Source organism: Heyndrickxia sp. FSL W8-0496, assembly GCF_038007825.1.
GTDB lineage: Bacteria > Bacillota > Bacilli > Bacillales > Bacillaceae_C > Heyndrickxia > Heyndrickxia oleronia.
Map to the genome: position 1 here is coordinate 4407391 of NZ_JBBOXX010000001.1, position 16349 is coordinate 4423739.

At 35.2% G+C, this 16349-nt stretch carries 17 protein-coding genes, 1 pseudogene and 2 riboswitches; of the genes and pseudogenes, 7 read left to right on the forward strand and 11 right to left on the reverse strand.

Annotated features, from left to right (window positions below; translation table 11 throughout):
• Nucleotide 1: 1 nt before the first annotated feature.
• Nucleotides 2–760 (forward strand): TraR/DksA C4-type zinc finger protein, encoded by a 759-nt coding sequence (locus tag NST63_RS22405; RefSeq protein ID WP_212943921.1) that lies wholly within the window; start codon nucleotides 2–4, stop codon nucleotides 758–760.
• A 40-nt stretch (nucleotides 761–800) separates the two neighbouring features.
• Here the strand turns inward: NST63_RS22405 and hutH are convergent, their stop codons facing one another.
• A complete protein-coding gene (gene hutH / locus NST63_RS22410) occupies nucleotides 801–2285 on the reverse strand; it encodes a histidine ammonia-lyase (protein ID WP_212943920.1) in 1485 nt (494 codons plus the stop codon).
• Between the two features lie 348 nt (nucleotides 2286–2633).
• Between hutH and NST63_RS22415 the strand changes: the two genes are divergently transcribed.
• From NST63_RS22415 to mreBH, 5 genes are all read left to right on the forward strand, one after another.
• The gene (locus NST63_RS22415; protein ID WP_058003017.1) at nucleotides 2634–3140 is read left to right on the forward strand and encodes an acyl-CoA thioesterase; all 507 of its coding nucleotides are present in this window, start codon (nucleotides 2634–2636) and stop codon (nucleotides 3138–3140) included.
• A gap of 246 nt (nucleotides 3141–3386) precedes the next feature.
• A complete protein-coding gene (locus NST63_RS22420; RefSeq protein ID WP_212944431.1) occupies nucleotides 3387–4244 on the forward strand; it encodes a permease in 858 nt (285 codons plus the stop codon).
• An 18-nt stretch (nucleotides 4245–4262) separates the two neighbouring features.
• A complete protein-coding gene (locus tag NST63_RS22425) occupies nucleotides 4263–5099 on the forward strand; it encodes a TIGR03943 family putative permease subunit (RefSeq protein ID WP_341043780.1) in 837 nt (278 codons plus the stop codon).
• Nucleotides 5100–5261: 162 nt separating this feature from the next.
• Nucleotides 5262–5792: a spermidine N1-acetyltransferase gene (gene speG, locus NST63_RS22430; protein ID WP_058003019.1), complete on the forward strand. Its 531-nt coding sequence runs from the start codon at nucleotides 5262–5264 to the stop codon at nucleotides 5790–5792.
• Between the two features lie 269 nt (nucleotides 5793–6061).
• Nucleotides 6062–7069 (forward strand): rod-share determining protein MreBH, encoded by a 1008-nt coding sequence (gene mreBH, locus NST63_RS22435; RefSeq protein ID WP_058003020.1) that lies wholly within the window; start codon nucleotides 6062–6064, stop codon nucleotides 7067–7069.
• Between the two features lie 81 nt (nucleotides 7070–7150).
• Here mreBH and NST63_RS22440 read toward each other — a convergent pair whose 3' ends face one another.
• The 9 genes and pseudogenes from NST63_RS22440 to NST63_RS22480 form a co-directional block, all read right to left on the reverse strand.
• On the reverse strand, nucleotides 7151–8698 hold the full coding sequence (locus NST63_RS22440) for a flotillin family protein (protein WP_212943918.1): 1548 nt from the start codon (nucleotides 8696–8698) through the stop codon (nucleotides 7151–7153).
• 83 nt (nucleotides 8699–8781) lie between these two features.
• Nucleotides 8782–9351 (reverse strand): hypothetical protein, encoded by a 570-nt coding sequence (locus NST63_RS22445; protein WP_212943917.1) that lies wholly within the window; start codon nucleotides 9349–9351, stop codon nucleotides 8782–8784.
• 218 nt (nucleotides 9352–9569) lie between these two features.
• Nucleotides 9570–10211: a queuosine precursor transporter gene (locus tag NST63_RS22450; RefSeq protein ID WP_341043781.1), complete on the reverse strand. Its 642-nt coding sequence runs from the start codon at nucleotides 10209–10211 to the stop codon at nucleotides 9570–9572.
• A 17-nt stretch (nucleotides 10212–10228) separates the two neighbouring features.
• Nucleotides 10229–10558 (reverse strand): annotated as a pseudogene (gene queF / locus NST63_RS22455) (preQ(1) synthase); the annotation flags it as partial.
• Between the two features lie 455 nt (nucleotides 10559–11013).
• Complete coding sequence (locus NST63_RS22460) at nucleotides 11014–11190, reverse strand: hypothetical protein (protein WP_373312637.1); 177 nt, start codon at nucleotides 11188–11190, stop codon at nucleotides 11014–11016.
• Nucleotides 11191–11310: 120 nt separating this feature from the next.
• A riboswitch (PreQ1 riboswitch) is annotated at nucleotides 11311–11357 on the reverse strand.
• A gap of 67 nt (nucleotides 11358–11424) precedes the next feature.
• Nucleotides 11425–12561 (reverse strand): bifunctional cystathionine gamma-lyase/homocysteine desulfhydrase, encoded by a 1137-nt coding sequence (locus NST63_RS22465; RefSeq protein WP_212943915.1) that lies wholly within the window; start codon nucleotides 12559–12561, stop codon nucleotides 11425–11427.
• Between the two features lie 16 nt (nucleotides 12562–12577).
• The gene (locus NST63_RS22470; protein ID WP_212943913.1) at nucleotides 12578–13492 is read right to left on the reverse strand and encodes a PLP-dependent cysteine synthase family protein; all 915 of its coding nucleotides are present in this window, start codon (nucleotides 13490–13492) and stop codon (nucleotides 12578–12580) included.
• Nucleotides 13493–13570: 78 nt separating this feature from the next.
• Nucleotides 13571–14041 (reverse strand): S-ribosylhomocysteine lyase, encoded by a 471-nt coding sequence (locus NST63_RS22475; RefSeq protein WP_058003026.1) that lies wholly within the window; start codon nucleotides 14039–14041, stop codon nucleotides 13571–13573.
• A 48-nt stretch (nucleotides 14042–14089) separates the two neighbouring features.
• The gene (locus tag NST63_RS22480; protein WP_212943911.1) at nucleotides 14090–14734 is read right to left on the reverse strand and encodes a class I SAM-dependent DNA methyltransferase; all 645 of its coding nucleotides are present in this window, start codon (nucleotides 14732–14734) and stop codon (nucleotides 14090–14092) included.
• A gap of 176 nt (nucleotides 14735–14910) precedes the next feature.
• Here NST63_RS22480 and NST63_RS22485 point away from each other — a divergent pair, with 176 nt between their 5' ends.
• The gene (locus NST63_RS22485) at nucleotides 14911–15474 is read left to right on the forward strand and encodes a beta-class carbonic anhydrase (protein ID WP_212943909.1); all 564 of its coding nucleotides are present in this window, start codon (nucleotides 14911–14913) and stop codon (nucleotides 15472–15474) included.
• 53 nt (nucleotides 15475–15527) lie between these two features.
• On the opposite strand, the gene NST63_RS22490 is transcribed toward NST63_RS22485, so the two are convergent.
• Nucleotides 15528–15821, reverse strand: coding sequence for a hypothetical protein (locus NST63_RS22490; RefSeq protein WP_212943907.1), 294 nt, complete (start codon nucleotides 15819–15821; stop codon nucleotides 15528–15530).
• Nucleotides 15822–16133: 312 nt separating this feature from the next.
• A riboswitch (cyclic di-GMP riboswitch) is annotated at nucleotides 16134–16221 on the reverse strand.
• Nucleotides 16222–16349 lie beyond the last annotated feature (128 nt).

Consider the following 16349-nt stretch of genomic DNA (forward strand, 5'->3'; position numbering starts at 1 on the left):
TATGCTTACAAATAAGCAGCTTTCAGAACTACGTACACAATTATTACAAAATAAAAATGAAATAGAGAATCGCTTAAAGCAAAATAACCATTATGATTTAAATAAGGGACATGCTCATGAGTCAGTTGGAGAACTATCGAGCTATGATAATCACCCCGGAGATGAGGGTACTGAGCTATATGAACGAGAAAAAGATATAGCATTAAATGAGCATAGTGAGTATGAATTAACAAACATTAATCATGCACTACATGCAATGTCAAATGGGACCTATGGGAAATGTGCCAAATGTGGAAAGGAAATTTCCGTTGAACGTTTAGAAGCAATTCCAACGACATTGTATTGCAAGGAACATAGTCCAGATCAATCCATCTCTCATGACCGTCCAGCAGAAGAACGTGTTCTCTTATCATCATTAGGAAATTTTGATTTTAATGATGAACGGAATGAACATGTTGAATTTGATGCAGAGGATTCATGGCAAGCAGTTGCAGAATGGGGAACATCCGAATCTCCTTCTGATTTCATAAATCCGCCAGACCATTATAATGATATGTATATAGAATCTGACGAAAACATCGGCTATGTTGAAGATTTTGAAAACTTTGTAGGAAATGATATGTATGGAAAGAATACACGTTTTTATCCAAATACAAAATATGATGAGTATAGTGAGTCATTAGACGAAGAAGGAATCATGACTACCTTTGGGGATTTACCCGCATATGAACATGATCCTTATGTTGAGGATCGTGAATAATCATAAAGTGACGGGCTGTCTTTAAACAGCCCGTACCTTTTTACTCTCTTTTTGCGCATAACCAAGCACTTAAAGCCTCAATATCCTTTGAAAAAACTCGGTCCTTTACTATACTTGAGACAATTCTTCTTCCCTGATGATAAAACTCCTTCGTTAAGGATGCCATGTTCTCCACCCCACGAAATTCTACGCCTTGCATCGCACAAATCATTTCAATCGCAAGAACCCTTCTTGAATTTAGCAAGATTTGATAAGCATGTCGGGAGGCGATTGTCCCCATGCTTACATGATCCTCTTGGTTTGCAGACGATGGTATTGAATCCACACTTGCTGGATGGGCCAATGTTTTGTTTTCTGAGACTAAGGATGCAGCTGCATATTGCATAATCATTGCTCCAGATTGTAGCCCCGGTTCCGGACTCAAAAATCCTGGAAGGTCATTTAGACTAGGGTTAACAAGTCTTTCTATTCTTCGCTCAGAAATATTTGCTAATTCGGCTATGGCAATTTTCATAAAGTCCATAGCTAATGCAATGGGTTGGCCATGAAAATTCCCTCCAGATATAACTTTCTCCCCATCATTAAAAATTAGTGGATTGTCAGTTGCTGCATTCATTTCTATTTCGAGCTTTTCTTTTACATAATCTAGAGCCTGCCAGGAAGCACCATGAACCTGGGGAATACAACGCAAGGAATAAGCATCTTGAACACGGAGCTCCCCTTGTTTAGTAACAAGCTGACTATCTGATAAATATTGACGTATTCTACTTGCTACATCAACTTGTTGCTGATATCCTCTAGCAATATGAACATCTTCGTCAAAGGCATCTATAATCCCGCGAAGAGCCTCGATTGTCATTGAAGCAATAAGCTCACTTTGCTTTGCCAACGCCTCTGCTTCAATATAGGCTACGACTCCCATTGCTGTCATTGCTTGTGTACCATTTATGAGTGCTAAGCCTTCTTTTGCCTGTAATGTAACAGGCTGAATATTTGCGTCAGCTAATGCCTTAGACGCATCCACTTTTTCTCCTTGATAAAATACTTCTCCTTCTCCCATCAGTGCTAAGGCTAGGTGAGATAATGGAGCTAAATCTCCACTAGCACCTAATGAGCCTTGTTGAGGAATGACCGGATGGATTTGGGCATTTAGAAATTGAATTAACGTATCAATGATCACCGGTCTGACACCTGAATATCCTTTTGACAAAGCATTAGCACGTAATAAAAGCATTGCTCTTGAGACAACTTCAGGGAAAGGATCTCCAACTCCACACGCATGAGAATGGATTAAATTTAATTGCAATTCTTCAACATTCTCTGAATTTATATAAACATCACTAAACTTTCCAAATCCTGTTGTTATTCCATAAACAACCCTTTCATCTTTTACAATTCTTTCGACTGCTTGGCGACTTGCAATTACCTTTTCCATACTTTTTGCAGAAATTTCAACTGTTTCATTATCAAACAATACTCTTTTAGCCTCATGAATGGTTAATGTATTTCCGGTTAACTGTATCATTTTTTGTCCCCCTTTGATTGATTAACTACTGCATTAGTGAACTAAAGAAAAAGGCTTTATCACTAAATAAATGTGATAAAGCCTTTTTTAAAATAGGAATCATATATATTTTTATATATTACCAATTCCATTGCAATTTCCTCCAAGTAAGAACACTATAAATTCAGATTATTCGATTTTATCTATTGATGTCAATAGATTTCAACAAGTTATCATAGTATTTATGCACATTATTAATAAAATAAAGACTATTCCGATATAATGTTGCGAATGAAAAATATGGTATTATAAACAAGATATAAATTATAACTAACTTGGACAAAGTAAAATTAAAATGAGGTGAATACAATGAGTAATCGACCGACTAAATTTATGAGAGAAACCTTAACAATTAAAACAAGTCATGTTCTCCCACCAGATACGAATCATCACGGTACTTTATTTGGTGGTAAATTAATGGCTTACATAGATGACACTGCGTCTATTGCTGCGACTAAATTTGCAAGAAATCCGGTTGTAACTGCTTCAACGGATTCCGTAGACTTTATTAAACCGATACGTGTTGGCGATGCAGTTACATTAGAGGCAATGGTTACTTATACAGGTCGAAGCTCAATGGAGGTGTTTGTAAAAATCACCGCGGAAAATCTATTAACAGGTGAAAAATCCATTGCGGCTTTATCGTTTTTAACCTTTGTTGCTCTTGGGCCAGATGGAAAACCTACTGAAATTCCAATGGTAGTTCCGGAAACCGATCAAGAAAAATGGTTAAATGAAACGGCAACTAGACGTGCTGAGCATCGTAAAATTCGAAAAAAGGAAAGTGAAGAGCTCGCACACTTCTTTTCAGAATAAGTTTTTTCAAATCGTATACCTTAATTTTGGGCTACCTAGACTATCCTCTATCATTATCTATATAGAGATAGTCTTTTTACATTTCAGATGTTGTGCATTTTTCTTTAAAGAAGGATTTTCATTCAAACAAATTATGTTATACTGGGATAGTCTATTTTAGACAGTGGGTTGAAAAAGTCATTTAAATATTTTAGACTTCCAATTTATAACGGAGGTGTTTTTTTGTTTTCTCAGTCTTTTTTACAAATGAATACTATTTTTATTAGTATATTAATAGAATCATTGCCATTTGTTTTATTAGGTGTCATCATTTCTGGTGTCATTCAAATGTTTATTACAGAAGAAATGATTGCTAAGGTGATTCCAAAAAACCGATTCTTAGCTGTTTTATCAGCAACTGTAATCGGTGCTCTATTCCCTGCCTGTGAATGTGGAATTGTTCCAATTACAAGGCGATTGATGGCAAAAGGTGTTCCTCTTCATGCTGCTATTGGTTTCATGCTAACAGGACCAATTATTAATCCAATTGTACTATTTTCAACCTATATCGCATTTGGGAATAGCTGGAGAATGGTGCTTTATCGTGGCGGCTTGTCTTTTGTAGTCGCATTAATCATTGGATTTATTTTATCCTATCAATTTAAGGATTCACAATTAAGACAAGAGGCACATGTTCATACTCATGAACACGGTCACGGTATTCTTGCAAAAATAAAAGGAACCATTCAGCACTCAATTGATGAATTCTTCTCAGTTGGGAAATTTTTAATATTAGGTGCATTTATTGCGGCTGCCATGCAAACCTTTCTGAAAACATCTACCTTAACTGCAATCGGGCATGGTGAATATTCATCATCTATCGTTATGATGGGATTATCCTATATTCTTTCATTATGCTCTGAAGCTGATGCATTTATTGCTGCATCATTCCAAAGTACATTCTCTTTAAACTCACTCGTCGCATTCCTTGTTTTTGGAGCAATGTTTGATATCAAAAATACACTAATGATGCTAAGTGCGTTTAAAGCAAAATTTGTTTTTTACTTATTTATTTACGTAAGCATCTTTGTATTTTTAGGTTCGATTGTTATAGGCTATCTATAAAGTAAGGAGGGGCTACAGATGCTAAGATTTTTGATTTTACTTGGCTTTTCATTTCTTTTTATGCATTTGCATGCGACAGGATCGATCTCGAAATATATAAATATGAAGTATTCATATATTTCCTATATCACCATCTTTGTTATGTTTTTCCTTACTTTTGTTCAGCTTTTCTTTTATATAAAAGGAGATAAACATAAAGAGGAAGATTGTGAATATGGGTGCGATCATCATCATGAACGGAATAGCTGGAAAGAGTATATTTTCTATCCTGTTCTTATATTTCCGATTATCTCTGTCTTTTTTATTCCCATTGCCACACTTGATTCCAATATAGTAAAGGCAAAAGGTTTTAATTTCAATGTGTATAATGATAAAGACGCCTCAGCTATCCATCAGTTTTTACAGCCGGATTCTAGTATCTATTATGGGCAAGAAGGCTATGATGAATATATGGATAAGGCTAAGAAAAAGTTTGTAAATAACAATAATCGCGTGATTTTAAATGATAAAGACTATCTAATTGGAATGGAAACCATTTATAAGTTTCCTGGTTATTTCGATGATAAAACCATCCAAGTACAAGGCTTTACCTATAATGAAAAAGAGCTTGAATCAAATCAAATCTTCTTATTTCGATTTGGGATTATCCATTGTGTTGCCGACTCAGGAGTATTTGGGATGTTAGTACAGTTTCCTGATGATATTAAATTTAAAAATGATGAATGGATTCAGGTAGAAGGTAAACTAAGCAATGAATATTACCAGCCGTTTAAGAAAACTATTCCGATCTTAGAAGTAACCGGATGGAAAACTATTCCAAAACCAGAAGATCCTTATGTATATCGTACGTATTAAAAAAGGTTCTATCGGATTATTTCAAGAGTTACCAGTTATTAAACAGAGCCTTATTAAAACCCATGACTTTTAATCATGGGTTTTTTCGTAGTGAAATTAGTAATCAATTGATTCCTTCTTGGATAAAATAAAATGAACATGTTAAGGGAGGAATGGTTTTCTTTGAGTGATGAAATTAAGTTACGTCCTTTAGAAAGAGCCGATTTAGAATTTGTTCACGCTCTAAATATAAATGCAAACATTATGTCCTATTGGTTTGAAGAGCCGTATGAAGCATTTGTTGAATTACAGGATTTATATGACAAGCATATACATGATCAGGGAGAACGGAGATTTATAATTAAAAACAATAAAGAAATGCTAGGTTTAGTTGAAATTGTTGAAATTGATTATATCCACCGAAGAGCTGAATTCCAGATTATTATTGACCCCAAGCATCAAGGACATGGGTATGCGACTATTGCATCTCAATTGGCAATGAAATATGCATTTTCCGTTTTAAATATGCATAAGCTCTATTTAATTGTAGATAAAAATAATGCAAAAGCCATTCATATTTATAAAAAAGTTGGATTTAAATTAGAAGGGAAACTAAAGGATGAGTTTTTTGTTGATGGAGAATATCATGATGCTCTAAGAATGTGTATTTTTCAGGATGAATACTTAGGTAGAACCAGTATCTCCCATCAATGATACTGGTTCTTACAATTATATGACTATTACATAAAATTAAATAGATTACAATTTTTAAATTTTGTTAACATACAAATTAACGGATTGAAAAAAGTATGCATAAATCCCTTTTATATCAACGTTTCTTATCAATATCCTAATACCTTAAAATGTAACAATCATTTATGGAATAAAATGTATTCATCTTTACCGACATAAATGTCCTATACTTTATTGAAGTAGTATATATATTAAAGAAACGATTTAATTTGAAGGTAAGGTGAATCCATATGTTTTCAGGTACAGAAATAGGGATCGATTTGGGTACTGCAAATATATTAGTCTATAGTAAAAATAAAGGTGTAATATTAAATGAACCATCCGTCGTTGCCATTAATACTGACACTAAACGGGTGCTTGCATTTGGTATGGATGCTAAAAACATGATAGGAAAAACTCCAGGTAAAATAGTAGCCATCCGTCCTTTGCGTGATGGTGTCATCGCAGACTATGATATTACAACTGAAATGTTAAAATTAATCATGAGAAAAATCAGTAAACAACTAGGATTCGCAGTCCGCAAGCCAAATGTTATCGTATGCACCCCATCAGGTGCCACTTCTGTCGAACGGCGTGCGATACAGGATGCGGTTAAAAATGCCGGTGCAAAAAACGTTCACTTAATCGAGGAACCAGTTGCAGCAGCTATGGGAGCAGATTTACCAGTGGATGAGCCGGTCGCAAATGTTGTAGTAGATATTGGTGGTGGTACAACAGAAGTGGCTATCATTTCATACGGAGGAGTGGTTACATGTAATACCCTTCGTATTGGTGGAGACAAAATGGACGAGGATATCATTCAATATATTCGTAAGAATTATAATCTCCTAATTGGTGAGAGGACCGCTGAACAGTTAAAGATGGAAATCGGGTATGCACCTGTTAGTCACGAAGGACTGACAATGGATGTCAGAGGACGTGACTTAGTGTCAGGACTACCAAAAACGATCACACTTCATTCCAAGGAAATTCAACATGCTATCAGTGATTCCTTATTAAGTGTACTTGAAAGTATTCGAGCTACTTTAGAGAACTGTCCTGCTGAATTAAGTGGTGATATTGTTGATCGTGGTGTTATTTTATCTGGTGGCGGTGCTTTATTAAATGGAATGCAAGAATGGCTAAGTAAGGAAATCATCGTACCTGTACACCTTGCACCAAGTCCATTGGAATCCGTTGCAATCGGAACAGGCCGATCATTGCAATTTATTAATAAGCTACAAACTGTAGCTAAATAATAAAGTATTAATTTTCCTGTCTATCATTTACATGAAAAAAGGGCAATTTCGTAAGTAGCTTACGAAATTGCCCTTTTTCTTTTATTCTTCTTTCTTACCAGCAGCAAGCTGATTATTAGATTCTTTCATTTCGTATGTGAGTTGATCGATACTACTACGGATATTTCCTTTACCTGAGAGATTTTCAAGTAATTCCTTCACATCAATACCTGACGATGCTTTTAATGATTCTTGTAATGTAGACATCAAGTTAGTTGCATAGCCTGTTACCTTATTAGCGCCGCCTTCACTTCCACTACTTCCTGTATCAACAATTGTAATCTTATCAATATTTGCTAATGGGCTAGCCACTTGCTTTGCATATTCAGGAAGCATTTTCATAACCATATCGAGTACAGCAGCCTGACCAAACTGTTCAAAGGCTTCAGCAATTTTTCTCTTAGCTTCCGCTTCAGCCAGACCTTTAAGGCGAATAATATCAGCTTCAGTTTCCCCTTGTGCCCTTTGAGCCTCAGCTTTCGCTAAACCATCTACACGTACTCTTTCAGCTTCTGCTTTTGCCATTGCTTCAATACGGTATTTATTTGCATCTGCTTCTGCAAATTCCTTAGCCTTATTCGCAACAGCAGCCTGTTCTACAGCATAACGATCAGCATCCGCTTTTTTCTTCACTTCAGAGTCATATTGACGCTCACGACGTAAAATTTCTTTTTCTTCTAATTCAATTTGCTTTTGACGTTCAATAATTTTAATTTGCATTTCTTGCTCTGTTACATCCTGTTTCGCACGAGCTGTTTCCAAATCATAGGCTTGGTCGGCTTTCGCTCTAGCAATATCTTGCTCACGGCGATATTCAGCAATTTTTAATTGGTTTACTTTTTCTGCCTCCGCGATCTCAGTAGCACGCTCTAATTCAGCCTTTTTTGCATCCTTAGCAGCTTCTGCACGTTTAATTCTTGTCTCTTTATCCGCTTCTGCTGTTGCAATATCTGCATCTCGTTTTACTTGGGCAATACGTGGTTTACCCAATGAATCTAAATAGCCGTTTTTGTCACGTACTTCTTTAATAGTAAATGATACAATGATTAAACCCATTTTTGCTAAATCTTGTGAAGCCACACGTTGAACTTCTTGTGAGAATTTGTCACGATTTTTATAGATTTCTTCAACAGTCATCGATCCAAGAATAGACCGAAGATGTCCTTCTAATACTTCTTTCGCTTCATTTTCGCGATCTTCCTTTGTTTTCCCCAAGAATTGTTCAGCTGCAGTAGCTATTTCACCAATAGATCCACCGATTTTAATAATCGCCGTACCATCAGCCATGACCGGAACTCCTTGCTCCGTATACACTTCTGGTGTTGTTACCTCGAGTTTACTTGATAGCAAGCTCAGTGGCTGTGCTTGTTGGAATACAGGCAGTACGAATGTACCTCCACCACGAATGATCTTTATCTTATTACCAGATTCATCTGTATGAACATTACGACCACCTAAGTAACTTCCTGTTACAATTAATGCTTCATCAGGACCTGCCGTGCGATATTTCGAAATAAATACAGCGATTAAAGCAATAATAAGAAATGCTACAATCCCAATGATGACTAATAATCCTACATTTTCAAACATTGTTTCTCCCCCTTACATGCTTTCTTTATATTTAATATGGACACTTGATGTTGAATAAAATGGTGTCCAAATACTTAACCTTTTTATGGAGTTGTATTTGTTGTCGCTCCTAACTCTTCATTATATAAACGATTATTTTCATAAGGGACAACATATAGAACGCCATCTTTCACTTCAATAATCAGTACCTGTTTTCCTTCTTCAATAGCGATATTGTCATAGCTCGCTGATGGTTTGGAAATCATCCCACTTTTACTATCAATGACTACCTCACCAAAACCGTTTTCCGGAATAGAAATGATTAGTTTTCCTACTCGTCCTTTTAAAGAATCCTCTGTATAACTAAGTGACTCTTCTGCTGAGGATAGTGGAATAAGTACAAATACATTTAACAATATGACTAGAATAATCGAAATAATTGCAGAAATAGCCATGATGAGAAAGCTTGATAAAGGAGTGACTTTTTCAAAGATGTACCCTGAAGCTGAGAAAAAAGTAATAAATGAAAGCACTAAAACTGGATGTAGAAAACCAAGGGCTTCACCGATCCCATGTAATAGATCACCAAACAGAATATAAAGGATCGTTAAACTACCTGCAACAATCAAGAGTACTAAATAAATCGTTTCAATAGGTGTTCCGAAAATGGTCATTTTCACCAATTCCTTTACTATATATTTTTAAAGACTATGTACATCACACCTCTCAATTTTCCTTACTATCTTATTTACGAATAAAATGTGATTTAGTTTCAAAAAATGTGACAAAAGTTTTAAAAACTAAGTGAAGTTCTAAAAGAGTGAAATGTAGGGGGATGCAGAAAGATCTTTTTCTCTCTGCATCAGATAATCCAATTATACCATAATTCAGATTAGGACAAATATTCCATTTCCTTCTGGGTGGTAATTGCTTTTTTTCTTCGGATCATACCGACAAGAACATAAACAAACGGGGTGGCTATGATTGAAGCAATAAATTTAAATATATATTGTGTACATACCAATGTGAATAAAGCTGCGATTGGCATAGTTCCATAAAATGCAATAATGATAAAAATGAATGTATCCACTAATTGGCTAAGCATTGTGGACGCATTATTTCTAAGCCATAGTTTTTTTAACCCATGCCTTTGTTTTAGCTTACTAAATACATACACATCAAGATTTTGACTGATCATATATGAAATTAAACTTGCTAAAATGACCCGGAAGCTTCCTCCTAATATCGTCTTGAATGCATCTTGGTGTTCAAAGAATGGTGCTGGAGGCAAATAAATAGCAATGGTGATAAAAAGGATAGCCAATAATTGAGTAACTAAGCCTGCTCTAACTGTTCTTTGGCCAGCTTCCTTCCCGTAAACCTCAACAATTGTATCGACAATCGGATACGTGCAAATATAAATAATTGCTGCAGCAGGTAAAACGGCCCACTCACCGATACTAAATAATTTAACTGCCACTATATTTGCCAAAATTAACAAACCTACAAATATTCCATTTAGATATAACAACATAATCAATTAATCCTTTCTTAACGGTTATCCACCTTTTCAGGATACAAATCATGATTCATCATACGGTAATTGGCCATTTCTTCATACTTGGTACCTGGTTTACCGTAGTTACAATAAGGATCAATTGAAATTCCACCTCTTGGAGTAAATTTACCCCACACCTCAATATAGCGTGGATCCAATAATTTAATAAGGTCATTCATAATGATATTTACGCAATCCTCATGAAAATCCCCATGATTACGAAAACTAAATAAATAAAGTTTCAAAGACTTACTTTCTACGATTTTTTTATCAGGGATATAACTAATATACATCGTTGCAAAGTCGGGTTGACTAGTGATTGGCACTACTTTTATAAGTAGGTGGACTATATCATATTCTTATTTTACTGCGCTATAAAAAAAGAACCCTCGCGCTTCCATCACTAAGATGTACTCTACTTCCTTCCGCAAATAGTACTTTTATTCGCTTCGTATTTGCGTGGTTTCGATAGTCTCTGCACCTTCCTCTTGATAGAGGCTTGGCTCAGGATTAGAATTATAATCTTGAAGAAGATAAATTAGGCTTTTTTCTGTTTTAGCCTTATTTGGATAGATTTATTGACGATGTATCTTTTTGAATAAATTGTTCATTAAACCATTCTTTATCTCTCCAAGGATATAACGAATACATAGTATCACTCCTTAAAACACAAACATACATTCCCTATTTATACTATATATTCTGTTAAATCTATGAAATTCCTTCCCTGAATTCACGAGGTTTAATCGACAGTGTCTCCACTGAAGTGTGCCCTACTTTATTGACACAAACTAGTAAACTCCGGACAGTTAAACTTTACAAAGTAATCTCGATTCATATGCATATTATCTACTGATTCTAATACGTGAGGTGCATATTCGAATGAGTATTTTGTTCCTTGATTCCCTAACAGAGTCAAATCTGCTAACCCTTCATTTTCTTTTCTTCCAGACATAAAAAAACCTCCTTAAATGATTTCGTACATTTAATAGAGGTTCACATCTCAACAGCCACTAAATAGATGAATAGACAAAATAAAAAGCCATGTCCTAATATGGACATGGCAGATTGTCATAAATCCATAGTTTTTTATAGAGGGTATCAGCTATGAACCTCTCCCGTATGCACGAGTATAAAATTGTACAGCTCTTAGCTTATATAAAATAATTGAAATCGTCAATAGAAAAAACTACTTAACATCCAAGGCCTGCTCCAAGTCGGTAAGTAAATCTTCAATATCTTCGATTCCCACAGAAATTCTAATTAAACCATCTTCTATTCCAAGTTCAAGACGACGTTCACGTGGGATGGATGCATGAGTCATTAATGAAGGGATGGAAATAAGACTTTCGACAGCACCTAAACTTTCTGCAAGTGTAAAATATTTAACATTCTTTAAAACAGATAAAGCTTTCTCTTGATTTTCAACTGTGAACGAAATCATCCCTCCAAAGCCAGTTGCTTGTGAAAGATGTACTTGGTGACCAGGATGTTCCGTAAGTCCTGGGTAAAACACTTTTCCCACCTTAGGATGATCTTGGAGAAATTTGACGACTTCTACTGTGTTCTTTTCAATTTCCTCCATTCGAATGCCTAAAGTTTTTAGTCCACGAATAAGTAACCAGCTATCCTGTGGTCCAAGAATTCCTCCAGTTGAGTTTTGAATAAAATGTAGTTGTTCACCTAATTGTTCATCATTTACAACAGCTACACCGGCAACTACATCACTATGCCCACCTAGATATTTTGTACCGCTATGCACAACGATATCTGCTCCTAAATCTAATGGGTTTTGCCAATAAGGAGTACTAAACGTATTATCAACAATAAATTTTAATTGGTTTTCCTTTGCAAGATCACTTACTGCTTTGATGTCTGTAATTTTTAGCAATGGATTAGTTGGCGTTTCCACAAAAATTGCCTTTGTATTTGTACGAATAGCATTTTTGATCGCATTTAAATCAGATGTATTAACAAAGGATACTTCAAGGTTAAAACGGTTTAGCACTTTTGACATGATACGAAAGGTACCACCATACACATCATCCGTTACTATTATATGGTCCCCAGCGGAAAATAATTGCATCACTGCGGTAATTGCTGCCATGCCAGAACCAAAAGCAAACCCACGTGTACCATTTTCAATATCTGCAATTAGCTTTTCCAATGATTCACGAGTTGGATTTCCCGTTCTTGAATATTCATATGTGAAATTTCCGACACCATCTTGTTTATACGTACTCACCTGGTATATAGGGGTAGAAACTGCACCTGTATATGGATCAACACTTATGCCACCATGAATAAATTTTGTTTTTTTCTTCATTTTGCATCAACACCTTTCATTCATAAATCCCACTACTAATATATCTTTCACTGCTATCTGGAAAAATCGTTACAATATTTGTTCCAGGTTCTGCCTGTTTCGCTTCACGGAGACATGCTTCTAATGCCGCCCCCGATGAACTTCCGATGAGAAGACCTTCATTTCTACCTATTTCTGCTAAGCGAAAAAAAGCGTCCTTATCTGAAATAGTATGAATGAAATCAAAATAACCACGATCGATAAAAGGAGGAAGGAATTCCATCCCTATTCCTTCTGTACGATGAGAGCCAGCCTCACCACCATTAAGAATAGAGCCTTCAGGTTCAACAATCACCGTTTTTATGTGAGGCAGCTTTTCTTTTAAAAAACGAGAGGTCCCCATAAACGTACCCCCTGAGCCTGCCCCTGCAACAAAAATGTCAATCTTCCCATCAAGTTCCTCGTATAGCTCTGGTCCTAAGCTCTCATAGTACGTATCTGGATTGGCGAAATTTTGAAACTGACCTGGATAAAAAGAATGAGGAATTTCCTCCAACAATTCCTTTGCCTTTTCAATTGCCCCCTGCATACCAAATGCAGTCGGTGTATTCACTACAGTAGCTCCGAGTGCCCTCATCAATGTTTGTTTTTCAAGACTAAACTTTTCAGGTGTCACAAAAATAGCATTAACCTTAAACTGAATTGCTGCCAATGCCAAGCCAACTCCCGTATTTCCGGCAGTTGGCTCAACAATCGTCCAACCCTCTTTTAATCTCCCTTCATCAAAAGCTCTTTTTAATAAAAATTGTCCTAAGCGATCTTTAATACTTCCACCAGGATTGAAATATTCAAGTTTAGCAAAAATTCGTACACCATTTGGAAGTGAATATGATGTGATTTCTATCAATGGTGTATGGCCAATTAATTCACTCACATGTTTTACATATTTCATTAAATATCCCTCTCTAATGAAACTAGCAATCTAAAAATTGAATAGTGGTAATAACTAACAATCAATGAACAAACTTTCTTAAGCAAATACCTCAGACCATTCATTTTTCTTTTCTAACATCGTTTTAGCGATCGCTTGCGCCCCCTCTAAACTATGACTTGCTGCCCAACCGCATTGGACTTCATTACATGCAGGAACCTCTGTAGCTGTTAAGACATCATTCAATGTTTTTTCAAGAATAGTAAGTACATCATCATAATCGTTGTGATTAATTAGAGAAAGGTAAAAACCTGTTTGACAGCCCATCGGACTAATATCAACAATGTTGTTGGAATAATTTCTACTGAATTCTGCCATCATATGCTCTAAGGAATGGAGTGCTGGCATCTCCATATGCTCTTTATTCGGCTGGCAAAAACGAATATCGTATTTATGAATGATATCTCCATTAAATCCTTCTTTCACCCCTGCTAAACGTACATAAGGAGCTTTTACTTTTGTATGATCTAAATTAAAACTTTCTACATTCATTTTCTTTTCTACTGTCATGTCTACTTTCTCCCTTCTCCTCTTAGATATATTTCTCTATATAATAATCTAACAATTTTGTCTCTTTGCATCAATTAACCATACAAATCGGTTTAATTTTTTGAATTCAACGGAAAAATCATTTTGATTGAAAATAGTTTGAAGAACTGGAATCGTAGTATAATACTCTGTCTCTATATCCGTAGCTAACCGGTTAAATCCTTTTCGTTTAGCCCATTCAATCATTTTCTTTTTTTCATCCTCCGTAGCAAAAACGGTATCTGCAAAAAGAATTCTCCCATCCGCAGTTAAAAGCTGGCTATATTTTTTAATCGCTTTACCCTTTTCCTCATCTGTTAAATGATGAAAGGCATATGTGCTGACAAAAGTATGAATTGGCACTGAAATATTTGGAAATTCAAGAAAGTCTCCATCCCAAATTGGAACCTCTGGTAACTTATCCTTTGCAATTTTTCTCATTTCACTTGATGGTTCCAATCCATATATATTTAATCCTCTATTCAATAATTTCTTAGTTAAATTCCCCGTGCCTACCCCGAATTCTACAACGGTACCGGAAGCATTCTTCGCAACCTCTGAAAGAATCACATCATAATGAGTAAAAACTTCTTCATATTCAGGATCATTTCCAGTTACTGTATCATCATAAGTATGGGACCACTGATCAAATAGTTCATTAAACTCTCTGCCCACTTTAATCCCCTCATTTCCTATAAAAAAACTATGAATTAAATGTAGCATGAAATAAAGAAATGTGCAATCGAGCAAATGAAAATAGTCCATTCGCCTAAATTGTTTTTCATGTGATAAATATTGAGTTAAAATTAAAAGTGGTTCATTTATTTAAGCTATTAATTTGAGGTGATAGAATGACATTATTAAATGATATTCTCAGCTATAATGAGGAATTTGTATCCCAAAAAAAATATAGGGATTTTACAACAACGAAATATCCCGATAAACGTTTAGTAATTCTAACATGTATGGACACTAGACTCGTTGAGCTTCTACACAAAGCAACCAATACCAAAAACGGTGATGTAAAAATTATAAAAAATGCAGGTGCGATTGTTACTCACCCATTTGGCAGTATTATGAGAAGCTTATTAATCGCTGTTTATGAATTACAGGCGGATGAGGTTTTAGTTATTGGCCATCATGATTGTGGAATGAGTGCAATTAACAGTAATTCTGTATTGGAAAAGTTAAAGCAAAGAGGGATAGAGGAACAAACATTAGAAACAATTAAATACTCCGGTATCGATTTACATGAATGGTTCCAAGGCTTTGATCATGTTGAAGATAGTGTAAAGCATAGTGTAGATATGATCAAACATCATCCATTAATGTCAAAAGATATTCCAATCCATGGTTTAGTTATCGATCCCGAAACAGGAAAATTAGATTTAGTTGTTAATGGATATGAAAATTAAGCTTTCCCTGCCAAATGCAGGGATTTTTTTTTAGCTTAATTAAATTGGACTTATTACATCGAAATTCCATGTAAAATATATTCTAAATAGTGTTTAATATTTGATTTACGGCTATCAATGATTTGAAACATATGAATTAATTCTAGTAATTGATTACGGCTAAGTTTTGTTAGTAGTAGATTAATTAATGTCTCACTACTAATTTGAATCTGTTCACCATCACTTAATCTAATATTTAATTCGTTTAATGGAAGAATATATTTATATAACAAATCCTTCATTTGATTTAAACTAATGCGAACACTTGAATATTCTATAGTTGATTCAAGTACAATTTCATTTCCCATCATAATCCTCCTAGAAAACTAGTATGGGGCAATTCTCGTCTCCACCATTTATCATGAATCATATGATTTCTTCTGATAAGGCAGTGTGAGCAGAGCCAAGCAGATCAAAATCTTTTGCTATTTAAGTATAAATCTTTATACTATTCAAGTTAGCGACGCTCCGTCCCCTTTTCATCAGTCAAAAGTATGTAAAAGGAATCATAATCTTTCCAAAAAAACTTTTGCATGAAACCTTATTAACGAAAAGTGGTAAACAGCAAAAAAACTATTCCCATATAGAAATAGTCAATTTTAATAAGCTCATTATGACTATTCGGCAGCCCGGCGATCATCATTCAAAATGAACCTTAGACCCGTAGCTTTGCGTCCCTCACTTTCGCAAGGTTTGCCATTTCGTTAGAATTTTTGCTACCTAACATTTTATAATGAACATTAATCATTATCAACAGTCTTTTGTTCAATTTCAATGAATGTTCACATATAACTATATTAATTACCTTTTTTTGTGACTTTTCTCTTCTAAAAATG

What these genes read in the sequence shown, in the direction of transcription:
- NST63_RS22450 (WP_341043781.1), bottom strand. Translation starts at nt 10,211, where the DNA reads ATGTTGTTATATCTAAATGGAATATTTGTAGGTTTGTTAATTTTGGCA.
- NST63_RS22470 (WP_212943913.1), bottom strand. Translation starts at nt 13,492, where the DNA reads ATGAAATATGTAAAACATGTGAGTGAATTAATTGGCCATACACCATTG.
- NST63_RS22425 (WP_341043780.1), top strand. Translation starts at nt 4,263, where the DNA reads ATGCTAAGATTTTTGATTTTACTTGGCTTTTCATTTCTTTTTATGCAT.
- NST63_RS22465 (WP_212943915.1), bottom strand. Translation starts at nt 12,561, where the DNA reads ATGAAGAAAAAAACAAAATTTATTCATGGTGGCATAAGTGTTGATCCA.
- NST63_RS22485 (WP_212943909.1), top strand. Translation starts at nt 14,911, where the DNA reads ATGACATTATTAAATGATATTCTCAGCTATAATGAGGAATTTGTATCC.
- NST63_RS22460 (WP_373312637.1), bottom strand. Translation starts at nt 11,190, where the DNA reads ATGTCTGGAAGAAAAGAAAATGAAGGGTTAGCAGATTTGACTCTGTTA.
- NST63_RS22405 (WP_212943921.1), top strand. Translation starts at nt 2, where the DNA reads ATGCTTACAAATAAGCAGCTTTCAGAACTACGTACACAATTATTACAA.
- mreBH (WP_058003020.1), top strand. Translation starts at nt 6,062, where the DNA reads ATGTTTTCAGGTACAGAAATAGGGATCGATTTGGGTACTGCAAATATA.
- NST63_RS22445 (WP_212943917.1), bottom strand. Translation starts at nt 9,351, where the DNA reads ATGACCATTTTCGGAACACCTATTGAAACGATTTATTTAGTACTCTTG.
- NST63_RS22415 (WP_058003017.1), top strand. Translation starts at nt 2,634, where the DNA reads ATGAGTAATCGACCGACTAAATTTATGAGAGAAACCTTAACAATTAAA.
- NST63_RS22475 (WP_058003026.1), bottom strand. Translation starts at nt 14,041, where the DNA reads ATGACAGTAGAAAAGAAAATGAATGTAGAAAGTTTTAATTTAGATCAT.
- NST63_RS22440 (WP_212943918.1), bottom strand. Translation starts at nt 8,698, where the DNA reads ATGTTTGAAAATGTAGGATTATTAGTCATCATTGGGATTGTAGCATTT.
- NST63_RS22490 (WP_212943907.1), bottom strand. Translation starts at nt 15,821, where the DNA reads ATGGGAAATGAAATTGTACTTGAATCAACTATAGAATATTCAAGTGTT.
- hutH (WP_212943920.1), bottom strand. Translation starts at nt 2,285, where the DNA reads ATGATACAGTTAACCGGAAATACATTAACCATTCATGAGGCTAAAAGA.
- NST63_RS22420 (WP_212944431.1), top strand. Translation starts at nt 3,387, where the DNA reads ATGAATACTATTTTTATTAGTATATTAATAGAATCATTGCCATTTGTT.